Source organism: Stutzerimonas sp. KH-1 (assembly GCF_054483855.1).
In genome coordinates, this window is sequence record NZ_CM137011.1 from 2,481,249 (window position 1) to 2,502,377 (window position 21,129).

Here is a 21,129-nt window from a genome sequence, read left to right on the forward strand (position 1 = left end):
TTTCTAGTTTTGGTTTTACAGCGCACTGCTTAAAAATTGCCCTGGATCCAGCCTTTGAGCCGGTCCAGAACAGACGCCTTTGATTCGTCGGCGAAATTGCCGAGCCCAGGCACGGGAACGCCGTCGGCCTGCTTGTGCAGTCCGTACAGCAGCAGGCCCACGCCCGTCGAATAGATTGGATTGCGTACTACGTCGGTCAGTCCCTTGACGCTGTGCGGCACGCCCAGGCGCACCGGCATGTGAAAGATTTCCTCGGCCAGGTCGACGGCTCCTTCCATCTTCGCTGTACCGCCAGTGAGAACGATCCCGGCCGGGACCAGATCCTCGTATCCGCTACGCCGCAGCTCGGCCTGGATCAGGGTGAAGAGCTCGTCGTAACGCGGCTCGACCACCTCTGCCAGGGCCTGCCGCGAAAGTTCACGCGGAGGGCGGTCGCCGACGCTGGGAACCTTGATGGTCTCACCCGCACCGGCCAGCTTGGCCAAGGCGCAAGCATAACGAATCTTGATCTCCTCGGCATACTGGGTCGGCGTACGCAACGCCATGGCGATGTCGTTGGTGACCTGGTCGCCAGCGATCGGGATGACGGCCGTATGGCGAATCGCACCCTCGGTGAAGATGCAGATGTCGGTGGTGCCCCCCCCGATATCGACCAGGCAGACGCCCAGTTCCTTCTCGTCATCTGTCAGCACGGCATGGGCCGAGGCCAGCTGCTCAAGAATGATGTCGTCCACTTCCAGGCCACAGCGGCGTACGCACTTCTCGACATTCTGCGCAGCGTTCACCGCGCAGGTGACCACATGGACCTTGGCTTCCAGGCGCACACCGGACATGCCCAGCGGCTCGCGCACTCCCTCCTGGTTGTCGATCACGTAGTCCTGCGGCAGCGTGTGCAGCACGCGCTGGTCGGCGGGGATCGCCACCGCTTGCGCCGCATCGAGCACGCGCTCCAGATCGGCACTGCTGACTTCGCGGTCGCGAATTGCCACGATCCCGTGGGAATTCAGGCTGCGGATATGGTTGCCGGCCAGACCGACGAATGCCGAATGGATACGGCAGCCGGCCATCAGCTGAGCTTCTTCGATGGCGCGCTGGATCGACTGCACGGTGGATTCGATGTTGACCACCACGCCCTTCTTCAAACCGCGCGAAGGATGGGTACCGATCCCCACGATTTCCAATTCGCCATCGGCGGTCACCTCACCCACCAGCGCCACCACCTTGGAGGTGCCGATGTCCAGGCCGACGATCATCTTGCCGCTTTGCACGCTCGACATGTGTTTCATTCCTCAATTCTTCGCAGCGACGGTCGCATCCGTCGCGGTCGGGATCGGCTCATGCCAGGCAACGGCCAGGCCGTTCGCATAGCGCAGATCGATCCGTGCGATCTTCTCGCTTTCCTGCTCCAGCGCCTTTTGATAGATGGCAGTGAAGCGACGCATTTTTTCTACAACCTGGTCCCGCCCTAGCAACAACTCGATGCCCTGGTTGGTGGTCAGGAACCAGCTTCCACGTTCACGCAGCTCGAGACGGGAAATGGAGAATCCCAGCGGGCGCAGCATCTGGCTGAGCATCTGGTATTGCTGCATGACCCGCTGTTGGGCCCGCTTCGGACCATACAAATGTGGCAAGTGTTCATATCGGCTCAGGTCATCCGGCGAGAAAGCCTGTCCTTTATTGTTAAGCAATGCTTCGCCTCCCCAACGGGCAATCGGCAACTGCTCATCCAGACGCACCATCACCTGATCCGGCCATACACGGCGAACCTCGACATGGGCGATCCAGGGCATCTGTTCGAGTTGGTGACGCATGCCGTTCAGATCAACCTTGAAGAAGCTCTGCTCGACGAAAGGTGCGATCCGCTGCTGGACCGCCTCACGGCTGACGTAGCCCAACTCGCCCTGCACGCTGACCTTGGCGATTGGCCGATCGGCATAGGGCAGCAAGCGCTCGCCCAGCTCGTACAAGCCGACCGCCAGACCGACCAGCAGCACGGGCCAGGCGAAGCGCTTCAGCCCGGCAAGGCTGGGCCTGGGCAGGCGCTGCGACAGCGGCTGTGGTGTCACCAGGCGACTCGCACCCCGTTGCACGGGCTTGCGCGAGGCACGTCCGTTGGCGGGTTGCGAATGGCGCAGCGTGGTGATCATGGCTTAGTTCCCCGCCTCAAGGCTGTCATCGAGAATGCTCAGCACCAGTTGCTGGAAATCCAGACCGGCGGCACGCGCCGCCATTGGCACCAGGCTGTGGTCGGTCATGCCCGGAACGGTATTCACTTCCAGCAGCCAGAAATTGCCCTCGGCGTCCTGCATCACGTCCACCCGCGCCCAGCCGCGGATACCCACCGCCTCGCAGGCGCGCGCCGAGAGGACCTTGAGCTCCTCTTCACGGGCCGCGTCCAGCCCGCAAGGGATCCGGTACTGGGTATCGGAGGCCAGGTACTTGGCGTCATAGTCGTAGAACGTGTGAGGCGTGCCCAGGCCAATCGGTGGCAACACCTGACCGTGCAGCACCGCCACGGTGAATTCGGGACCCTGGATCCACTGCTCGACCAGCACCTGCGCGTCATAGGTGCTCGCGGCGCGCCAGGCGGCGACCAGCTCGGCGACATCGCCAACCTTGGCCATGCCGATGCTCGACCCCTCATGGGCCGGCTTGACGATCAGCGGAAAGCCCAGGGTCTCGGCCGCAGTCCGGCAATCGGCTTCGCTGGTCAGCACCGCATGCTGCGGCGTCGGCAGGCCGAGGCTTTGCCAGACCTGCTTGGTACGCAATTTGTCCATGGCCAGCGCCGAGGCGAGAATGCCGCTGCCGGTGTACGGAATCCCGGCACATTCCAGCAGGCCCTGCATGCTGCCATCCTCACCGCCACGGCCGTGCAGGACGATGAACGCGCGGTCGATCCGCTCACTGCTCAGCCGCTGCAGCAGGTCATCGCCAGCATCGATGCCGAAGGCATCCACGCCCGCCGCCCGCAGGGCTTCGAGCACAGCAGCGCCGGACTTGAGGGAGACCTCGCGCTCGGCGCTCTTGCCGCCGAAGAGCACGGCGACGCGGCCGAATTCCTTGGGGTCGCGCATCGATTGCAAAGCCATCATTTGCTTTTCCTTGCGGCGTCTTCGCCACCGAACAGGGGACTCTTGAGAAGTTGCGGAGCCAGCCCGCCGATATCACCGGCGCCCTGGCAAAGCAGGATGTCGCCGGCACGCAGCAGCGGCTTGACCAGCGGCGCCAGATCTACACCGCGCTCGACGTAGATCGGATCGAGCTGACCACGCTGGCGGATGCTGTGGCACAGCTGGCGGCTGTCGGCGCCGGGGATGGGCTCTTCACCGGCCGGGTAGACTTCCATCAGCAGCAGCACATTGGATTCGCCGAGCACCTGCACGAAGTCATCGTAGAGGTCGCGGGTGCGGCTGTAGCGATGCGGCTGATACACCATTACCAGGCGCCGCTCCGGCCAGCCGCCACGCACCGCCTTGATCACCGCGGCGACCTCACGCGGGTGGTGACCATAGTCGTCCACCAGCATCACGCTGCCACCCTCGACCGGCAGCTCGCCATAAACCTGGAAGCGACGGCCGACACCAGCGAACTCAGCCAGGCCCTGGACGATGGCCTCGTCGTCGATGCCCTCGTCTGTGGCAATGGCAATGGTGGCCAGGGCGTTGAGCACGTTGTGGTTGCCGGGCATGTGCACCGACACGTCGAGCGGCTCGCAGCCGTCGCGCAGCACGGTGAAATAGGTGCGCATGCCTTCCTGGCGAACGTTGATGGCACGCACGTCGGCGTCTTCGCCGAAGCCGTAGGTGGTGATCGGACGGCCGATCTGCGGGATGATCTCGCGCACCACCGGATCGTCGACGCAGAGCACCGCCAAACCGTAGAACGGCAGGTTGTGCAGGAACTCCACGAAGGTCTTCTTCAGCTTGCCGAAGTCGCCGCCATAGGTGCTCATGTGGTCGGCGTCGATGTTGGTTACCACCGCCACCATCGGCTGCAGGTGCAGGAAGCTGGCGTCGCTTTCGTCCGCTTCGGCGATCAGGTAGCGGCTGCTGCCCAGCTGGGCGTTGGTGCCGGCCGCGGTCAAGCGGCCGCCAATGACGAAGGTCGGATCGAGCCCGCCTGCTGCGAACACCGAAGCCAGCAAGCTGGTGGTGGTGGTCTTGCCATGGGTACCGGCGACGGCGATGCCATGCCGATAGCGCATCAGCTCGGCGAGCATCTCGGCGCGCGGCACGACCGGGATGCGTTGCTCCAGGGCCAGAGCCACTTCCGGATTGGCCGAATTGATTGCACTGGACACCACCAGCACATCGGCACCGGCGACATTGCCGGCCTGGTGGCCGATGAAGATCTGTGCGCCGAAGCTCTGCAGGCGCTCGGTACTGGCCGACTCCTTGAGGTCCGAGCCGGACACCTCGTAGCCGAGGTTGAGCAGTACTTCGGCGATGCCGCACATGCCGACCCCGCCAATGCCGACGAAGTGGATGCGGCGGATACGGCGCATACGGCGAACTTCGGCTTTCACCGCGGCGGGAGACTTAGCCATGGGCCACCTCCAGACAGATATCAACCACGCGGCGGGTGGCATCGGGCCGGGCCAGACGGCGCGCGGTGGCCCCCATGGCCTTGAGTTTTTCCGGCTGCATCATTACCTCGGTCAGCTGAGCGGCGAGCGCGACCGCGTCAGTCTTGGCTTGTGGCAGAAGGACGGCAGCGCCCTCCTTCGCCAGATATTCGGCATTGCGCGTCTGGTGGTCGTCGATCGCATGCGGCAGCGGCACCAGGAAGGACGGCAGCCCGGCGGCGGCCAGCTCGCACACGGTGAGCGCACCGGCGCGGCAGATCACCAGATCGGCCCAGGCGTACGCCCGCGCCATGTCCTTGATGAAGGGCGCAACCTCGGCCTCGACACCCGCCTCGGCGTAGCGCTGCTTGGTGATTTCGGCGTGCTGCTTGCCGGCCTGATGGAACACCTCCGGCCGCAGTTCCACGGAGACCTGCGCCAGCGCGGCGGGCAACAGTTTGTTCAGCGGCTCGGCACCCAGGCTGCCGCCCAGCACCAGCAGGCGCGGCCGGCGCTGAGCCAGGCTGTCGCGCGGGGTTTCCAGGAACAGCTCCTCGCGCACCGGATTGCCGGTGGTGCGGCGCTTGGCGCTGGCCTTGAAGGTGTCCGGGAAGGCCTCGCAGACACGGCTGGAAAGCGGTACGAGGCTACGATTGGCCGTACCGGCGACGGCGTTCTGCTCGTGGATCACCAGCGGCACGCCAGCCAGCTTGGCGGCCAGCCCGCCGGGACCGGTTACGTAGCCACCCAGGCCCAGCACACACACCGGGCGCAGCTCACGGATGATGCGACGCGCCTGGAACAGCGAACGGACCAGCTGCAGCGGCGCCTTGATCAGCGACGCAAGGCCCTTACCGCGCAATCCGCTGACCTGAATCAGATGCAGCGGCAGCCCAGCGGCGGGGACCAGTTCATTCTCGATGCCACGAGGCGTGCCGAGCCAATGCACGGCATAGCCACGCGCCTGGAACTCGCGCGCGCAGGCCAGCGCCGGGAACACGTGGCCACCGGTACCGCCGGCCATGATCAGCACGTTAGCGGCCATGGGCGACCTCCTTGGCCGGAGGCTCGGCGAAGTCGGACTCGTCGAACTCGGTGTCCTCGCTGCCCAGCACGGTGCGGCTTTCCCACTCGATGCGCAGCAGCAGCGCCATGCTCGCGCAAGTCACCACCAACGAGCTGCCGCCATAGCTGAGGAACGGCAGCGTCAGGCCCTTGGTCGGCAACAGACCGACATTCACCCCGACGTTGATCAGGAACTGGCCCAGCCAGAGGAACGCCAGGCCCCACGCCACATAGGCGGCGAAGAACTGCCGGGCCTTCTCTGCCCAGAGGCCGATGTAGAGAGCACGCACGCCGACGAAGGCAAACAGGGCGATGGTCGCCAGCGCACCGATCATGCCCAGCTCTTCGGCCAGTACCGAGAACACGAAGTCGGTGTGCGCTTCGGGCAGGTAGAACTGCTTCTGCACGCTGTTGCCCAGACCGACGCCGAACCATTCGCCACGTCCGAAGGCGATCAACGCCTGGGTCAGCTGATAGCCGGCGCCATACTGATCCGCCCAAGGGTCGGTGAAGGTGATCAGACGCTGCAGGCGGTACTCCTGAGTCTGCACCAGCACCACCACCGCACCGACCGCTGCGATCACCAGCAGACTGAAGCGGATCATGCCGACCCCGCCGAGGAACAGCATGGCCACCGCAGCGCCCATCATCACCACTGTCGCGCCGAAGTCGGGCTCCAGTAGCAACAGGAACGCCATTGGCAGCAGCACCAGGAACGGCTTGGCGAAGCCCCAGAGGCTTTCGCGGACTTCCTCCTGGCGGCGCACCAGATAACCGGCCAGATAGATCACCACGAACACCTTGGCCAGTTCGGAAGGCTGTACGTTGAACGCGCCGAAACCAATCCAGCGCATCGAGCCATTCACCTCGCGGCCGATGCCCGGCAGCAGAACCAGAATCAGCAGCCCGAACGCTGCCAGCAACAGCATCCAGTCAAGGCGCTGCCAGGCGGACAACGGCACCAGCAGGACGGCAACCGCTGCGCCAAGGCCCAGCAGCACATAGATCAGGTGACGGATCATGTGGTACAGCGGGTTGCCGGAGTTGACTGCGGCCACCTCCGACGACGCCGAGGTGATCATCACCAGGCCAAGCCCCAGCAGCGCCAGGCAGCCAGCCAACATAGGGAAATCCAGATCCACGCCGCGGCGGCCGAACAAAGGCGAAGGTGCATGACGCAGGAAGGCGAGCATCAGTCGAGCACCTCCACCGCAGCGGCGAACAGGCGACCGCGCTCTTCGAAGTTCTTGAACATGTCCAGGCTGGCGCAGGCAGGCGAAAGCAGTACAGCATCCCCCGCCTCTGCATGTTCGGCGGCGCGCTGCACCGCCTCTTCCAGGCTGGCTACATGCACCAGAGGTGCTGCATCGCCCAGCGCCTCGGCCAGACGCGATGCGTCGCGACCGAGCAGAACCACGGCGCGGCAATAACGCGAGACAGGGGTACGCAGCCCGGAGAAGTCGGCGCCCTTGCCGTCACCGCCGGCGATCAGCACCAGCTTGCCGTCAATATCCGCGCCCAGTCCTTCGATTGCAGCCAGTGCAGCACCCACGTTGGTGGCTTTGGAATCATCGTAATAACTGACGGCCTGATGCTCGCCGACCCATTGACAACGGTGCGGCAAACCGGCGAAACGCCTCAGCGTCTCGAGCATCGGCTCGAATGGCAGACCTACGGCATGCCCGAGAGCGAGGGCCGCCAGCGCATTCGACTGGTTGTGCGCGCCACGGATCTTCAGCTCGCGAACCGGCATCAGCGCTTCGAACTGGAACGCCAGGTACTTCTCGCCGCGCTCCTCGAACAGCCCGAAGCCCTTGAAGTCAGGCTTGCCGAGACCGAAAGTCCAGGTCGGAACATCTTCTCCCACCAGCGGCCGGCTGAGGCGGTCGTCGCGATTGACCACCACCTGGCGTGCACCACGGAAGATGCGGTGCTTGGCCTGGTGATAAGCCGGCAGCCCGCTGTAACGGTCCATGTGGTCTTCGCTGATATTCAGACAAGTGGCCACTTCGGCATTGAGCTGCTCGGTGGTCTCCAGCTGGAAGCTGGACAACTCCAGTACGTACAGCTCGACATCGTCGGCCAGCAGATCTAGCGCTGGCGTGCCGAGGTTGCCGCCAACCGCCACCTTGCGCCCGGCCGCAGCGGCCATCTCGCCGACCAGCGTGGTTACAGTGCTCTTGGCATTGGAGCCGGTGATCGCGACGATCGGCGCCTTGGCTTCACGGGCGAACAGCTCGATATCTCCAGACAGCTTGACCCCGCGGGCCGCCGCCGCCTGCAGCGCGGGAGTGCTGACCGGCAGGCCGGGGCTCACCAGCAGCTCGCTGGCGGTGCAGAGGAAGTCCACATCCAGCTCGCCGCAGCGCACCTGCACGTCCGGGTACTCCGCCTGCAACGAGGCCAGCTCCGGCGGATTCGCACGGGTATCGACGACGGCAAACGGCAGCCCGCGGCGCGCCAGATGGCGAACCAGGGACATGCCGCTTTTGCCGAGGCCGACAACGATGCGGAACTGGTCGGAAGCGATGAGCACGTTCGGTTACCTCAGTTTCAGGGTGGCGAGGCCAACCAGCACCAGGATCACGGTGATGATCCAGAAGCGCACGATTACCCGGGGCTCAGGCCAGCCCTTGAGTTCGAAATGGTGGTGGATCGGCGCCATGCGGAACACACGCTTGCCGGTGAGTTTGAAGCTGGCGACCTGGATCATCACCGAGAGGGTCTCCATGACGAACACGCCGCCCATGATGAAGAGCACCACTTCCTGGCGCACGATCACGGCGATGGTGCCCAGCGCCGCACCCAGGGCCAGCGCGCCGACGTCGCCCATGAAGACCTGCGCCGGATAGGTGTTGAACCAGAGAAAGCCGAGGCCGGCTCCGATCAGCGCACCGCAGAACACGATCAGCTCGCCTGCGCCGGGAATGTAGGGAATGAGCAGGTATTCGGCGAAATTCACGTTACCGGAGAGGTAGCAGAAGATGCCCAGACCGCCGCCGACCATAACGGTGGGCATGATCGCCAGGCCGTCCAGGCCGTCGGTGAGGTTGACCGCATTGCTCGAACCGACGATGACGAAATAGGTGAGCACCACGAAACCGATCCCGAGCGGGATCTCGATATTCTTCAGCAGCGGCAGGATCAGCGTGGTTTCGATCGGCGTTTGCGCCGTCATATATAGGAAGATGGCGGCACCGAGGCCGAAGACCGATTGCCAGAAGTATTTCCAGCGGCTGGGCAGGCCGCGGGAGTTCTTCTCGATCACCTTGCGATAGTCATCGACCCACCCGATCGCGCCGAAGAGCAGGGTCACCGCCAGCACCACCCAGACATAGCGGTTGGCCAGATCCGCCCAGAGCAGCGTGGAGATGCCGATGGCGCTGAGAATCAGCGCGCCGCCCATGGTAGGCGTGCCGGATTTCGACAGGTGCGACTGCGGCCCGTCGGTGCGCACCGCCTGGCCGATCTGGCGCAGCTGCAGGGTGCGGATCAGCCAGGGGCCCATCCACAGCGAAAGTACCAGCGCGGTGAGGACGCCGAGGATTCCACGCAGCGACAGGTACTGGAAGACCGCGAAGCCCTTGTGGAACTGTTGCAAATACTCGGCGAGCAGCAGCAGCATTTCAGTGTTTCTCCATGGATGGCCCGGCGAGCGCATCGACGACTTTGTCCATCGCCGCGCTACGTGAACCCTTGATCAGAATGGTGGTACCGCTGCCCTGTTCGGCACGCAGACTCTCGATGAGGCTGGTCTGGTCGGCGAAATGGCGGGCGCCCGGGCCGAAGGCGGCAACCGCATGCGCCATCAGTGGCCCGACGGCGAAAAGCGTGTCGACCTTGCCCGATGCATAGGCGCCCACGTCACGATGGCTCTGCTCGGCCCACTCGCCCAGCTCACCCATGTCGCCCAACACCAGAACGGTGCGTCCGGCGAAACTGGCGAGCACGTCGATGGCGGCGCAGATCGATGCGGGGTTGGCGTTGTAGCTGTCGTCGATCAGACGCACGCCGTTGTCCAGCATCTGCGCCACGGCGCGCCCCTTGACCGGCTGCAGGCTCTGCAGGCCGGCGACGATGGACTCGGCGGTGATGCCCATGGCAAAGGCGGCAGCGGACGCAGCCAGGGCATTCGCCACGTTATGGCGACCCAGCAGGTTGAGCTGCAAGCGCAGATTGCCCAGCGGGCCGGTCAGTACGAAGTTCGGGCAACCGCGCTGGTCGTAGGCGATCGAACCGGCAGAGAAGTCGGCGAGCGGATTGTCCAGACCGAACGACACGATTCGCTTGCCGGCCACGCGCTCGGCCCAGATCGGGTAGGCCTTGTCGTCACGGTTCAGCACGGCGCAGCCCGTTGCGCTCAGCCCATCGAGGATTTCGCCCTTGGCCTCGACGATCTTCTCCGGCCCGCCGAACTCGCCGACATGGGCGCTGCCGGCGTTGGTGATCAGGCTGACATCCGGACGCACCAGCTTGACGGTGTAGGCGATGTCGCCCACGCGCGAGGCACCAAGTTCGATGACCGCGCTGCGGTGCACGGCGTCCAGCTCCAGCAGTGTCAGCGGCGCACCGAGGTCGTTGTTCAGATTGCCGCGGGTGGCGAGCACAGCATGCTGTCCATGAGCGCTGCGCAGGATGCTGGCGAGCATTTCCTTTACGCTGGTCTTGCCACTGGAGCCGGTGATAGCGGCGACCGGCCCCTTGAAGGCGTCGCGGTTGAGCGCGCCCAGGCGGCCCAACGCCAAACGGGTGTCGGCGACCACCAGCTGTGGCAGCGGCGCGCCTTCCACTTCGCGCGCGACCAGTGCAGCCACCGCGCCCTTGGCTGCCACTTCAGCCAGGTAGGCATGGCCATCGAAGCGCGGACCGGTCAGCGCAATGAACAGCTGTCCCGGCTGGATCGCCCGGCTGTCGGTGCTGACAGCCGAGAAGCTGGCATCGCCGCCCACCAGACGGCCCGACAAGGGGCCCTGCAGCTCGCTCAGGCGCATGGCTTCAAGCATGGGGCTTCTCCCAGGTGGCCAGTGCCGCAACGGCTTCCTCGATATCGGAGAACGGCAGTCGTTCGCCGCGAATTTCCTGGTAGTCCTCGTGCCCCTTGCCCGCGAGCACTACCACGTCGTCGGCATTCGCGGCCGCGATAAGGCTGGCAATCGCCTGGGCGCGACCGTGCACGAAGGTCACCGTGTCAGGATTGACGAAGCCACTGCGGATATCGTCGAGAATTCGCTCCGGCGCCTCGTTGCGCGGGTTGTCATCGGTAACCACGATGCCATCGGCCAGTCGCTCGGCGACCTCGGCCATCAGCGGGCGCTTGCCGCTGTCACGGTCACCACCGCAGCCGAACAAGCAGAGCAACCGGCCACGCGCATGCGGGCGCAACGCAGTGAGCACCTTTTCCAGCGCATCCGGAGTATGCGCATAGTCGACCACGACCAGCGGATGATCACCGCCACCCAGACGTTGCATGCGTCCGGTCGGCCCTTCCAGTTCGGGCAGCACGTTCAGGATTTCGTCCAGCGGGTAATCCATGCCCAACAAGGCGCCAACGGCGGCCAGCACGTTGCTGACGTTGAAGCGCCCCAGCAGCGGGCTGCGCAGCGAGCGCTCGCCTTGCGGCGTGATCAGGCGCGCGTGGATACCGTCGTCGTCAAGCCGGGCCTCGGCACAGAACAGATACGCCGACGGGTCTTCCAGGCTATAGGTGATCAGGCGAGACTCATGCTCCCGACCCGCCAGCTCACGACCGAAACCGTCATCAATATTGACCACCCGGCAGCGCAGGCAGGGGAAGTCGAACAGACGTGCCTTGGCGGCACCATAGGCGTCCATGGTGCCGTGATAGTCCAGGTGATCGCGGGACAGATTGGTGAACACCGCGACGTCGAAGTCCAGCGCGGCAACCCGCCCCTGATCCAGGCCATGCGAGGACACCTCCATCGCCACCGCCTTGGCACCTTCCTGCTTCAGGCTGGCCAGCGTCGCCTGCACGCCGATCGCATCTGGCGTCGTATGCCGTCCCTGCTCAAGCTGGCCATGAAAACCGTTGCCCAGCGTACCGATGATGCCGCATGGCTCGCCGAGCCGGTCCAACGCCTGCGCGATCAGCTGGCTGACGCTGGTCTTGCCGTTGGTTCCGGTGACGCCGACCAGGTGCAGATTGCGACTCGGCTCGCCATAGAACCGCCCGGCAATTGCCGAAAGCTGGTTGCTCAGGTGCAGAACCGGAACCATCACGGCAGCACCGGCCAATGGTTCGGCGAGCCCCTCGCTTTCATAGGCAACCGCGGCTGCGCCTCGGGCTATCGCATCCGCGACGTGGTTGCGTCCGTCTTGCTGCAAGCCCGGAACCGCCAGGAACAGATCGCCGCCGCGCACCTTGCGACTGTCCAGCGTGAGCTCGCGGATCAATACATCGCTGCCGGCCTGCGGCAGAAAATGACTCAACGGCATTGGCATCAGCTGCGCCCTCCCTTGCCTTCAGAGGTCTCTGCGGTCTGCAGCTCGGCTGGCGGCGGCAGATTGTCCGGCGCTACGTTCATCAGCCGCAGCGCACGGGCCATCACCTTGCCGAACACCGGCGCTGCGACCAGACCGCCGTAGTACTGCCCCTTGCTCGGCTCGTCCACGACCACTACCGCGGCGATACGCGGATTGGAAAGCGGCGCGACGCCAGCGAAGAACGAGCGATAGGCGTCCTTGGTGTAGCCACCTGTGCCGGAAATCTTCTTCGCGGTACCGCTCTTGCCACCCACGTGATAGCCCGGCACCTTGGCGCGCGCGCCGCCACCGCCTTCTTCTTCGACGACTGCGCGCAGCATCTGCAGTACCGTGGCGGAAATCTGCTTGTCGATCACCTGCACGCCGTCCTGCGTCTGATCCAGCCGCAGCAGGGAGAGCGGGACATTGACGCCCTGATTGCCGAGTACGGCATAGGCATGCGCCAACTGAACCGCGGTAACAGACAGGCCATAGCCATATGCGAGCGAGGCGGTCTCGGCATCCCGCCACTTGCGATGATTGGGCAGATTGCCGACGCGCTCGCCCGGGAAGCCGAGCCCGGTATCCTGGCCGAAGCCAGCCTGCTGCATCACGGCATAGACCGGTTCAGCGCCAATATCCAGGGCGATCTTGCTGATCCCGACGTTGCTCGACTTCATCAGGATGCCGGTCAACGAGAGCATGCCACCGCGCGATACGTCGCGGATCGTGTAGCGACCAATGCGCATCCAGCCCGGCAAGGTGTTGACCACCGAATCCGGCTGGTACTTGCCGGTGCCCAAGGCAGCAGCAATGCTGAACGGCTTGACGGTCGAGCCAGGCTCGAACACGTCGATCATGGCGCGGTTGCGCATGGCCGCCGGCTGCAGATTGCGACGGTTGTTCGGGTTGTAGGTGGGCTGGTTGGCCATGGCGAGGATCTCGCCGGTCTTGACGTCGACCATCACCAGACTGGCGGCCTTGGCGCCATACTCGTGCACCACATTGCGCAGCTCGCTGTGAGCCAGATACTGCAGACGCAGATCGATCGAAAGCGCCATGGCTTTGCCGGCCTTGGCGTTCTTCACCACTTGCACGTCCTTGATAAGACGGCCACGACGGTCCTTCAACACTTGGCGCTTGCCCGGTACGCCCGCGAGCCACTCGTCATAAGCGAGCTCCATGCCCTCGCGGCCGCGATCATCGATATCGGTGAAGCCCACCACATGGGCGGCCACTTCGCCGGCTGGATAGAACCGACGAAACTCCTCTTGCGAGTAAACGCCTGAAATCTTCAGATCCAGCACGTCCTGCCCCTGCTCAGGAGTGAGCCCGCGCACCAGATAGATGAACTCGCGCGAGGCCTGCGACTGAAGTCGCTCGCTGAGAGATGCTGCGTCCTGCCCCAGTGCCTTGGCCAGTTCCGGCCAACGCGCGCGAGCAGCCTGCAACTCCTTTGGATTGCCCCAAAGCGTGGTAACCGGCGTGCTCACCGCAAGCGGCTCGCCGTTGCGATCAGTGATCAGCCCGCGGTGGGCGGGAATCGGGATGTGGCGAACACTGCGTGCATCGCCTTGCCCTTGCAGGAAAGCCTGGTCCATGACCTGCAGATCGACGATACGCCAGGCGATCACACCGACCAGCAGCGCCAGCAGCGTCAATACGATGCGAAAGCGCCATGGATAAAGTGCGCCCTTGATGGTCATCATGGCTTCACCAGCCTGACGTCGGCCGCCGCGGGAATATGCATGCGCAGCTGCTCGGTCGCCAGCGTCTCGATGCGGCTGTGAGCAGTCCAGGTGCTCTGCTCGAGAATCAGGCGCCCCCACTCTGCCTGCGCCTTGTCACGCACGCTGAGCTCGCCGTAGAGCTCGTTGAGCAGCTGACGATTCCAGTGCGCGCAGTAAGCCACCGCAATCGCCGACAGCAGGACACTGACGAACAGCACCAGCATCAGCAGACTGCCGTTGGGCATGGATCGCAGCATGCGACTCACCGCAGCTTCTCCGCGACACGCATTACCGCGCTGCGCGAGCGCGGATTGGCCTGAACCTCCGGCTCGGAGGCGTACTGCGGCTTGCCTATCAGTTTCAGTCGGGGCTCGAAGGCCTTGGGAATGATCGGCAGATCGCGCGGGAGCTTGTCCGCTTCGCCTTTGGCGTGGCGCCGCATGAACTGCTTGACGATGCGGTCTTCCAGCGAGTGGAAACTGATGACAACCAGACGGCCGCCCACAGCCAATGCATCTAGCGCAGCATCAAGGCCGCGCTCCAGATCGCCCAGCTCGTTGTTGATATGAATGCGCAAACCCTGGAAGGCACGCGTTGCGGGGTTCTTGCCTTTCTCCCAGGCGGGATTGGCGTCGGTCAGCACCTTGGCGAGATCAGCAGTACGCTCGAAGGGCGCCACCACACGGCGCTGCACCACGGCTCGCGCCATGCGCTTGGCGAAGCGTTCCTCGCCATAATCCTTGAACACGCGAGCGATCTCGTCCTCATCAGCCCGGGCAATCCACTCGGCCGCACTGACACCGCGCGCCGGGTCCATCCGCATGTCCAGCGGGCCATCATTGAGAAAGCTGAAGCCTCGCTCAGGGTCATCCAGCTGCGGCGAGGAAACCCCGAGATCCAGCAGCACACCGCTGACAGTCCCGTTCCAGCCGCGTTGCGCGACCTCCTCTCCCAGTTCGGCAAAACTCCTCTGCACAACGACAAAGCGGCCGTCCTCGGCCGCCAGCTCTTGCCCCGTAGCAATGGCTAATGGGTCCTTGTCGAACCCTAGCAAGAGGCCATCAGGCCCAAGCTGCTGAAGCAGTAACCGGCTGTGCCCGCCGCGACCGAAGGTTCCGTCGACATAGCGGCCATCCGGACGCACGTTCAGCGCCGCGACGGCTTCGTCGAGCAACACGGTGATATGTCGCAGGCTGCTGATCTGGCTCACAGGATAAGGTCACGTAGTTCTTCCGGCAGGCCGCCGGGTTGTTTGATGGCCGCCAGGTCCGCGTCGGATATCGCGTTCCAGTCGTCCTCGTTCCACAGTTGAAACTTGTTGAGCTGCCCTACGAGCATCGCTCGCTTGTCCAGCCTGGCGTATTCGCGCAGACGCGGCGGTACCAGCACACGACCGCTGCCATCCATTTCCAGATCGACAGCATTACCAATCAGCAAGCGCTGCAGTCGCCGTGCCTCCTCACGTAACGAGGGCAGCTCGCGCAGCTTCGCCTCGATCAACTCCCACTCAGGCAACGGGTAGATACAAAGGCAGCGGTCCACGGCATCGATCGTGATGATCAGCTGGCCATCGCCACGGGAATTCAGCTCGTCACGATACCGGCTGGGCATGGCTAGCCGGCCTTTGGCGTCGAGACTGATGGCGTTAGCTCCGCGAAACACGCTTGCGCTTCCCCTGAATTAGCTATCCGTGCCCATATCTACCCACTTTCTGCCACTTCCTACCACTTGTGCGCACTATAGAAACGCCGTAGCCCCACCGTCAAGGCGAGCCAGACGGGAAAAACCCTTACGGAGCGGCAATTTAGCGATGCTTAGGGAAGACGCGACTGAAATCGGAGGCGAGAGTGGAAATCTAGTTCCAGCACGACGGGGAGTTACTCAACAAAGTTAAAGTGCTTTGTTAAGAGAAAGAATCTTTCGGAATTAAAAACGCGCGTCACGAAAGTGAGATAGCGAAAGGAGGAGAGTCGATCTGTAAGCCGGGTTCTGTCGAGGACAGCCATTCCTCTACGACAGCCATCACTGACTGCCTCTAGCAACCTACCCGGATCCAGCGCGGGCCACGCCAATGGATCCCTATTTGGTCTTGCTCCAAGTGGGGTTTACCTAGCCACGGACTGTTACCAGCCGTGCGGTGCGCTCTTACCGCACCTTTTCACCCTTACCGGCGCCGAGGCGCTTAGGCGGTTATTTTCTGTGGCACTTTCCGTAGGCTCACGCCTCCCAGGCGTTACCTGGCACTTTGCCCTATGGAGCCCGGACTTTCCTCCCTCCCTTCTTGCCGGAACAAAAAGAGACAGCGACTGTCCGATCGACTCTCCGGGCGTCAGGGTATCGTCGCAGCCCCCGCGCTGCAAGCGCAGCGGCGACAGCTACCTGCCCGAAGCGTCGATCACTTGCGCTCCAAGGCCGCCTGATAGAGGAGGTTCTTGCGCACCCCAGTGATTTCCGCGGCGATCGCCGCGGCCCGCTTCAATGGCATTTCGGCGAGAAGAAGATCCAGAATGCGCAACGCATCGGCGCTGACAGCTTCCTCGCCCTGCGGCGCCTGCCAGCCCTCGACCAACAGTACGCATTCACCACGCTGCTGATTGCTGTCGGCCTCGACCCAGCTACGCAGCTGCCCCAGCGGCAACCCCTTCAGCGTCTCGAATGTCTTCGTCAACTCCCGCCCGAGCACAGCAGGGCGGGCCTCGCCGAACACGGCTTCGAAATCGCAGAGCGACTCGAGAATGCGATGCGGAGCCTCGTAGAAGATCAAGGTCCGGGGTTCCTCTTTAAGCGCCTCCAGGCGCGCACGACGCGCGACAGCCTTGGCCGGCAGGAACCCCTCGAAAACGAAGCGATCCGAAGGCAATCCCGCGGCCGAAAGCGCCGCAACCAGTGCACACGCCCCGGGAACCGGAACCACAGCAACGCCGGCCGCACGAGCCTGACGCACCAGGTGATAACCCGGGTCAGAAATCAGCGGCGTACCCGCATCCGATATCAACGCTACGTCTTCACCCGCCCGCAGCCGCCCGATGAAGCGTCCCCCTTCATCGCGCTCGTTATGCTCGTGGCAAGCAGCCAGCGGCGTCTGGATCCCGAAGTGCGCCAGCAAGCGCGACGAATGCCGAGTATCTTCCGCAGCAATCAACGCCACTTCACGCAACACTCGCAACGCACGAGCACTGATGTCCTCCAGATTGCCGATCGGTGTGGCTACGACATAAAGCGTACCCATCCCGGAATTCATACCATCGCTGGCAGTCACAGGGCTTACCTCTGTCACGGAAATGCGCATTGTAGCCCGATTCGCCGCCGCAACATCGCGACCGCTTCGGTGCTTGGGTACAATCCGCCAACACCCGCCAGCGCACCCAGGAACGACATACCAATGGCCTGCTTACGCCCCTTTTTCTTCCTCTTTCTCGCCGCCGTCCTTGCGGCATGCTCGAGCACTCCCTCCTCCACGCTAGGCGAACTACCGCGCACTCCGCAGGCGACCACTCAGCAATTGCTGAGCAAAGCAGACCAGAGCGATCCCGAACTGGCTGCCCAACTGCGCCTGGCGGCGGCGGATCAGAGCCTGCGGCAGGGTAATGCCGCCCAGGCTCGCAGCATCCTTGAACAGGTTCAGCTGGAAACCCTCAAGCCCGCGCTACAGATATTCGCCCTCACGCTTCAGGCAGAGCTTGCCTTGGCCGCCGGCGAGCCAGAGAAGGCCGAGCAGGCTTTCCAACACCCCGCCTTCGAGCGCCTTGCCGAGCTTCCCGTCGAGCAGCAGGTACGCAGCCAACTGGCACGCGCCCAGGCTCTGGAGGCTAACGGCAAACCAATAGCAGCTGCTCGCGAGCGAGTCTTCACCGCACCACTGCTGAGCGGCAAGCAGGCCCAGGCGAACCATGAAACCATCTGGAAGCTGGTATCCGCCCTGCCCGAGACTCAGCTGCAAAGCGCTGCGAGCACCGACACCGACCTAGCAGGTTGGCAGACTCTCGCGTTATCGCTGAAGCGTGCCGGCACGGTCGCTCAACAACAGCGAGCAATCGACGACTGGGTTGCACAGAATCCGCAGCATCCGGCTGCACGACAGCTACCAGAGCCCTTGCAGAAGCTGCGCGAACTGGCAGACCAGCCACTGACCCACGTGGCACTACTGCTGCCAATGGACGGCCAGCTGGCTAGCGTCGCCCGCGCGCTGCGCGATGGCTTCCTCGCAGCACACCTGCACGCCCAGCAGGCCGGCCAGGAACTGCGTATCGAGCTGTACGACAGCACCCGCATCAGCTCCATCGACGACTTTTACCGTCAGGCTCAGGCAGCCGGGGTGCAACTTGTGGTCGGACCCCTTGAGAAGGATCTGGTACGCCAACTCGCCGAACGAGACCAGCTACCGATCACCACGCTGGCACTCAACTACAGCGATGCCGGACAACAAACGCCGCCCCAGCTGTTCCAATTCGGCCTCGCTGCGGAAGACGAAGCCCGCGAAGTGGCCCGACGGGCCTGGGCCGACGGACATCGCCGGGCTATCGCACTGGCACCGCGCGGCGAGTGGGGCAATCGCATCCTAGAGGCATTCCGCCACAGCTGGCAGGAGGCCGGAGGGACTCTGGTCGCGGCCGAACCACTGGCCGAGCCGGTCCAACTGGCCAATCAGATCGCCGACCTGCTGCAGCTGCGCAATAGCGAAGAGCGCGCACGCCGCGTCGCGGGCACACTGGATGCGTCGGCCGCCAGCCGACCCACCCGTCGCCAGGACGTGGACTTCATTTTCCTCGCGGCCACCCCGCAACAGGCGCAGCAGGTAAGGCCCACGCTGATCTTCCAGTACGCCGGCGACCTGCCGATCTATGCGACATCCCACCTGCATTCGGCCAGTCAGAATCGCACCCAGTATCTTGACCTCGAGGGCATCCGTTTCGCCGAAACACCCTGGCTGCTGGACGAGCAGCTGCCGTTACGCCAGGAGGTCGAGCAAAAGTGGCCGCAGGCAGGCGGTAGCCTGGGCAGGCTGTACGCCATGGGAGCCGATGCATATCTGCTTGCACCTCGGCTGAACCAGCTATTGGCCCTGCCCGATACGCAGCTCGACGGGCTTTCCGGCATGCTGCAACTGAATGGCGATCAACGCATAGAGCGGCAGTTACCGTGGGCTCAGTTTCGCGACGGCAAGGTCGAGCGCCTGGATAACCAGCCACTATGAGCGATGCCCAGAGCAGCGGACGCTCTGCCGAAACACTCGCATTGCGGCACCTCTGCAACAGCGGGCTTCGCCTGCTCGCGCGCAACTGGTCCTGCCGCAGCGGCGAGCTTGATCTGGTCATGCTCGACGGCGATACAGTAGTATTTGTCGAGGTCCGCTACAGGCGGCATGCCGCCTGGGGTGGCGCCCTGGAAAGCGTCGACGCGCGCAAGCAGCAGAAGCTGATCAAGACCGCCCAGCTGTTTCTGCAAAACGAAAGCCGCTGGGCCCGCAATCCCTGCCGTTTCGACGTGATCGCCATCGCACCAGCAGGCCAGACACAGGACCTGAACTGGATCCGTAACGCCTTTGATAGCTGAGCGGCAATAACGCAGTTTCGCCACATCTAGCCGATCAGCTCCGAGAACCGCAAGCGCGTCGCCCGCAATCGCTGGGCACGCACACTGAAGGTCAACCACCGATGGACATGCAAACCCGAATCCGCCAGCTCTTCCAGGCCAGCATCGACACCAAGAAGCAGGCAATGGATGTGCTCGCACCCAGCATCGAGCAAGCCGGCCAAGTCATGGTCAACGCCCTGCTGAGCGAAGGCAAGATACTCACCTGCGGCAACGGCGGCTCGGCCGGCGATGCGCAACATTTTTCGTCCGAGCTACTGAACCGCTTCGAGCGTGAGCGCCCAAGCCTGCCGGCAATCGCACTCACGACCGACAGCTCGACGATTACCTCGATCGCCAACGATTACAGCTATAACGAAGTCTTTTCCAAGCAAATCCGCGCACTGGGGCAACCAGGCGACGTACTGCTCGCCATCTCCACCAGCGGCAATTCCGCCAACGTCATCCAGGCCATCCAGGCCGCCCATGACCGGGAGATGACCGTCGTTGCGCTAACCGGCCGAGACGGGGGCGGCATGGCCTCGCTGCTGTTGCCAGAGGACGTCGAAATTCGCGTGCCAGCCAAAGTCACGGCGCGCATCCAGGAAGTCCATCTGCTAGCTATCCATTGCCTCTGCGATCTGATCGACAATCAACTGTTCGGGAGTGAGGAATGAACCTGTTTCGCCTATGCGCCATCACGCTAGGGCTGTGCCTGACCATCAGCGGTTGCAGCTCGGTGTTGACCGCCACCCGTGACGAGCCGATAGCCGACGACCGTGGCACCCGTACAATCGGCAGCAAGATCGACGACTCACTGATCGAAACCAAGGCCTCGGTAAACATCGCCAAGGCGCACCCGGATCTGGACCAGGCGTCCCACATCGTCGTCGCCAGCTACAACGGCGTGGTCTTGCTGGCAGGGCAAACCCCACGAGCAGAACTGAAGCAAATGGCTGAGCAGGCTGCCAGCCAGGTACAGCGGGTCAAGCGCGTTCACAACGAACTGCAGGTCCTGCAGCCCTCATCCGCACTGGCCCGCAGCAACGACTCATGGCTCACGACCAAGATCAAGGCGCAGATGCTTGCCGACAATAGCGTGCCCGGCGCCCGGATCAAGGTCATCACCGAGAACGGCATCGTTTACCTGCTTGGCCTGGTGACCCGCCAGGAAGGCAATCGCGCCACCAATCTTGTACAAGGCGTCTCGGGCGTTCAGCGGATCGTCAAGCTGTTCGAATACATCGATTGATCAGCCTTACGCCCGGACGGCAAATGCCGACCGGGCTTCCCCATCGCTTATTTGACGACCTTCAAGCTAGGTCGCGGGCCAGGGCGAGGAGCGCAACCTTCGCCAGCAGCGCCCTCCCCAGCCCCGCCATCATCAGGCGGGGTTGGCTCGATCTCGAAGACCATTCCCTGCCCGTTCTCCCTGGCGTAGATAGCCATCACCGCGGCAGACGGCACATTGAGCGAATGGGCCACGCCACCGAAGCGCCCTTCGAAGGTGATCACCTCGTTATCCATGTGCAGATGCCGCACGGCACTTGGCGCAACGTTCAGGACAATCTGTCCGTCGCTGGCAAAGCCGGGGGGCACCCGAACCCCTGGATAATCGACGTTGACCAGAAGGTGTGGCGTACAGTCGTTGTCGACGATCCACTCGTAGAGCGCTCTTACCAGATAGGGTCGGCTCGAATTCATGACGGCATCCTC

Annotated in this window: 20 protein-coding genes and 1 other RNA gene; 4 read left to right on the forward strand and 17 right to left on the reverse strand. The window is 63.7% G+C overall.

Features of this window, described 5'->3' with window-relative positions; translation table 11 throughout:
- Positions 1 to 29: 29 nt before the first annotated feature.
- From ftsA to rsmI, 16 genes are all read right to left on the reverse strand, one after another.
- Positions 30 to 1,277: a cell division protein FtsA gene (gene ftsA / locus ACX1DW_RS11995; protein WP_063544519.1), complete on the reverse strand. Its 1,248-nt coding sequence runs from the start codon at positions 1,275 to 1,277 to the stop codon at positions 30 to 32.
- A gap of 12 nt (positions 1,278 to 1,289) precedes the next feature.
- Complete coding sequence (locus tag ACX1DW_RS12000; protein ID WP_102840602.1) at positions 1,290 to 2,147, reverse strand: cell division protein FtsQ/DivIB; 858 nt, start codon at positions 2,145 to 2,147, stop codon at positions 1,290 to 1,292.
- Between the two features lie 3 nt (positions 2,148 to 2,150).
- Positions 2,151 to 3,095, reverse strand: a complete 945-nt coding sequence (locus ACX1DW_RS12005; protein ID WP_458991631.1) for a D-alanine--D-alanine ligase — start codon at positions 3,093 to 3,095, stop codon at positions 2,151 to 2,153.
- Positions 3,092 to 4,549 carry a UDP-N-acetylmuramate--L-alanine ligase gene (murC, locus tag ACX1DW_RS12010; RefSeq protein ID WP_253747555.1) on the reverse strand — a complete coding sequence of 486 codons (1,458 nt, stop codon included), beginning with the start codon at positions 4,547 to 4,549 and terminating at the stop codon, positions 3,092 to 3,094. Before murC ends, ACX1DW_RS12005 begins: the two co-directional genes overlap by 4 nt.
- A complete protein-coding gene (murG, locus tag ACX1DW_RS12015) occupies positions 4,542 to 5,612 on the reverse strand; it encodes an undecaprenyldiphospho-muramoylpentapeptide beta-N-acetylglucosaminyltransferase (RefSeq protein WP_267932289.1) in 1,071 nt (356 codons plus the stop codon). The genes murC and murG overlap by 8 nt, the downstream gene beginning before the upstream one ends.
- The gene (gene ftsW, locus ACX1DW_RS12020; RefSeq protein WP_063544509.1) at positions 5,602 to 6,825 is read right to left on the reverse strand and encodes a putative lipid II flippase FtsW; all 1,224 of its coding nucleotides are present in this window, start codon (positions 6,823 to 6,825) and stop codon (positions 5,602 to 5,604) included. Before ftsW ends, murG begins: the two co-directional genes overlap by 11 nt.
- Complete coding sequence (gene murD / locus ACX1DW_RS12025) at positions 6,825 to 8,168, reverse strand: UDP-N-acetylmuramoyl-L-alanine--D-glutamate ligase (RefSeq protein WP_458991632.1); 1,344 nt, start codon at positions 8,166 to 8,168, stop codon at positions 6,825 to 6,827. Before murD ends, ftsW begins: the two co-directional genes overlap by 1 nt.
- 6 nt (positions 8,169 to 8,174) lie before the next feature.
- Positions 8,175 to 9,257: a phospho-N-acetylmuramoyl-pentapeptide-transferase gene (mraY, locus tag ACX1DW_RS12030; protein WP_063544505.1), complete on the reverse strand. Its 1,083-nt coding sequence runs from the start codon at positions 9,255 to 9,257 to the stop codon at positions 8,175 to 8,177.
- A gap of 1 nt (position 9,258) precedes the next feature.
- Positions 9,259 to 10,635 (reverse strand): UDP-N-acetylmuramoyl-tripeptide--D-alanyl-D-alanine ligase, encoded by a 1,377-nt coding sequence (locus tag ACX1DW_RS12035; protein ID WP_458991633.1) that lies wholly within the window; start codon positions 10,633 to 10,635, stop codon positions 9,259 to 9,261.
- A complete protein-coding gene (locus ACX1DW_RS12040) occupies positions 10,628 to 12,091 on the reverse strand; it encodes a UDP-N-acetylmuramoyl-L-alanyl-D-glutamate--2,6-diaminopimelate ligase (protein WP_458991634.1) in 1,464 nt (487 codons plus the stop codon). The genes ACX1DW_RS12035 and ACX1DW_RS12040 overlap by 8 nt, the downstream gene beginning before the upstream one ends.
- On the reverse strand, positions 12,091 to 13,818 hold the full coding sequence (locus tag ACX1DW_RS12045) for a peptidoglycan D,D-transpeptidase FtsI family protein (RefSeq protein WP_458993405.1): 1,728 nt from the start codon (positions 13,816 to 13,818) through the stop codon (positions 12,091 to 12,093). Before ACX1DW_RS12045 ends, ACX1DW_RS12040 begins: the two co-directional genes overlap by 1 nt.
- Positions 13,818 to 14,099, reverse strand: coding sequence for a cell division protein FtsL (gene ftsL / locus ACX1DW_RS12050; protein WP_202634168.1), 282 nt, complete (start codon positions 14,097 to 14,099; stop codon positions 13,818 to 13,820). Before ftsL ends, ACX1DW_RS12045 begins: the two co-directional genes overlap by 1 nt.
- Positions 14,100 to 14,104: 5 nt before the next feature.
- Entirely contained in the window at positions 14,105 to 15,052 is a 948-nt protein-coding gene (rsmH, locus tag ACX1DW_RS12055; RefSeq protein WP_458991635.1) for a 16S rRNA (cytosine(1402)-N(4))-methyltransferase RsmH, read from the reverse strand.
- Positions 15,049 to 15,504, reverse strand: coding sequence for a division/cell wall cluster transcriptional repressor MraZ (gene mraZ, locus ACX1DW_RS12060; protein WP_063544493.1), 456 nt, complete (start codon positions 15,502 to 15,504; stop codon positions 15,049 to 15,051). Before mraZ ends, rsmH begins: the two co-directional genes overlap by 4 nt.
- A gap of 300 nt (positions 15,505 to 15,804) precedes the next feature.
- Positions 15,805 to 16,164: RNase P RNA component class A (gene rnpB / locus ACX1DW_RS12065), an RNA gene on the reverse strand.
- A 73-nt stretch (positions 16,165 to 16,237) separates the two neighbouring features.
- Positions 16,238 to 17,101 carry a 16S rRNA (cytidine(1402)-2'-O)-methyltransferase gene (rsmI, locus tag ACX1DW_RS12070; protein WP_110777967.1) on the reverse strand — a complete coding sequence of 288 codons (864 nt, stop codon included), beginning with the start codon at positions 17,099 to 17,101 and terminating at the stop codon, positions 16,238 to 16,240.
- A 123-nt stretch (positions 17,102 to 17,224) separates the two neighbouring features.
- Between rsmI and ACX1DW_RS12075 the strand changes: the two genes are divergently transcribed.
- From ACX1DW_RS12075 to ACX1DW_RS12090, 4 genes are all read left to right on the forward strand, one after another.
- Complete coding sequence (locus tag ACX1DW_RS12075) at positions 17,225 to 19,036, forward strand: penicillin-binding protein activator (RefSeq protein ID WP_458991636.1); 1,812 nt, start codon at positions 17,225 to 17,227, stop codon at positions 19,034 to 19,036.
- Entirely contained in the window at positions 19,033 to 19,395 is a 363-nt protein-coding gene (locus ACX1DW_RS12080; RefSeq protein WP_063544487.1) for a YraN family protein, read from the forward strand. The genes ACX1DW_RS12075 and ACX1DW_RS12080 overlap by 4 nt, the downstream gene beginning before the upstream one ends.
- A 101-nt stretch (positions 19,396 to 19,496) precedes the next feature.
- Positions 19,497 to 20,090, forward strand: a complete 594-nt coding sequence (locus ACX1DW_RS12085; protein ID WP_063544485.1) for a phosphoheptose isomerase — start codon at positions 19,497 to 19,499, stop codon at positions 20,088 to 20,090.
- Positions 20,087 to 20,665 (forward strand): BON domain-containing protein, encoded by a 579-nt coding sequence (locus ACX1DW_RS12090; protein WP_156244360.1) that lies wholly within the window; start codon positions 20,087 to 20,089, stop codon positions 20,663 to 20,665. Before ACX1DW_RS12085 ends, ACX1DW_RS12090 begins: the two co-directional genes overlap by 4 nt.
- 47 nt (positions 20,666 to 20,712) lie before the next feature.
- On the opposite strand, the gene ACX1DW_RS12095 is transcribed toward ACX1DW_RS12090, so the two are convergent.
- Entirely contained in the window at positions 20,713 to 21,117 is a 405-nt protein-coding gene (locus ACX1DW_RS12095) for a ClpXP protease specificity-enhancing factor (protein ID WP_458991637.1), read from the reverse strand.
- Positions 21,118 to 21,129 lie beyond the last annotated feature (12 nt).

Coding starts and splice junctions, on each gene's coding strand:
- ACX1DW_RS12040 (WP_458991634.1), bottom strand. CDS start 12,091: ATGCCAATGCCGTTGAGTCATTTTCTGCCGCAGGCCGGCAGCGATGTA.
- ftsW (WP_063544509.1), bottom strand. CDS start 6,825: ATGCTCGCCTTCCTGCGTCATGCACCTTCGCCTTTGTTCGGCCGCCGC.
- ACX1DW_RS12090 (WP_156244360.1), top strand. CDS start 20,087: ATGAACCTGTTTCGCCTATGCGCCATCACGCTAGGGCTGTGCCTGACC.
- ACX1DW_RS12035 (WP_458991633.1), bottom strand. CDS start 10,635: ATGCTTGAAGCCATGCGCCTGAGCGAGCTGCAGGGCCCCTTGTCGGGC.
- ACX1DW_RS12095 (WP_458991637.1), bottom strand. CDS start 21,117: ATGAATTCGAGCCGACCCTATCTGGTAAGAGCGCTCTACGAGTGGATC.
- murC (WP_253747555.1), bottom strand. CDS start 4,549: ATGGCTAAGTCTCCCGCCGCGGTGAAAGCCGAAGTTCGCCGTATGCGC.
- ACX1DW_RS12045 (WP_458993405.1), bottom strand. CDS start 13,818: ATGACCATCAAGGGCGCACTTTATCCATGGCGCTTTCGCATCGTATTG.
- ftsA (WP_063544519.1), bottom strand. CDS start 1,277: ATGTCGAGCGTGCAAAGCGGCAAGATGATCGTCGGCCTGGACATCGGC.
- ACX1DW_RS12000 (WP_102840602.1), bottom strand. CDS start 2,147: ATGATCACCACGCTGCGCCATTCGCAACCCGCCAACGGACGTGCCTCG.
- ftsL (WP_202634168.1), bottom strand. CDS start 14,099: ATGCTGCGATCCATGCCCAACGGCAGTCTGCTGATGCTGGTGCTGTTC.
- ACX1DW_RS12085 (WP_063544485.1), top strand. CDS start 19,497: ATGGACATGCAAACCCGAATCCGCCAGCTCTTCCAGGCCAGCATCGAC.
- murG (WP_267932289.1), bottom strand. CDS start 5,612: ATGGCCGCTAACGTGCTGATCATGGCCGGCGGTACCGGTGGCCACGTG.
- ACX1DW_RS12005 (WP_458991631.1), bottom strand. CDS start 3,095: ATGATGGCTTTGCAATCGATGCGCGACCCCAAGGAATTCGGCCGCGTC.
- ACX1DW_RS12080 (WP_063544487.1), top strand. CDS start 19,033: ATGAGCGATGCCCAGAGCAGCGGACGCTCTGCCGAAACACTCGCATTG.
- mraY (WP_063544505.1), bottom strand. CDS start 9,257: ATGCTGCTGCTGCTCGCCGAGTATTTGCAACAGTTCCACAAGGGCTTC.
- ACX1DW_RS12075 (WP_458991636.1), top strand. CDS start 17,225: ATGGCCTGCTTACGCCCCTTTTTCTTCCTCTTTCTCGCCGCCGTCCTT.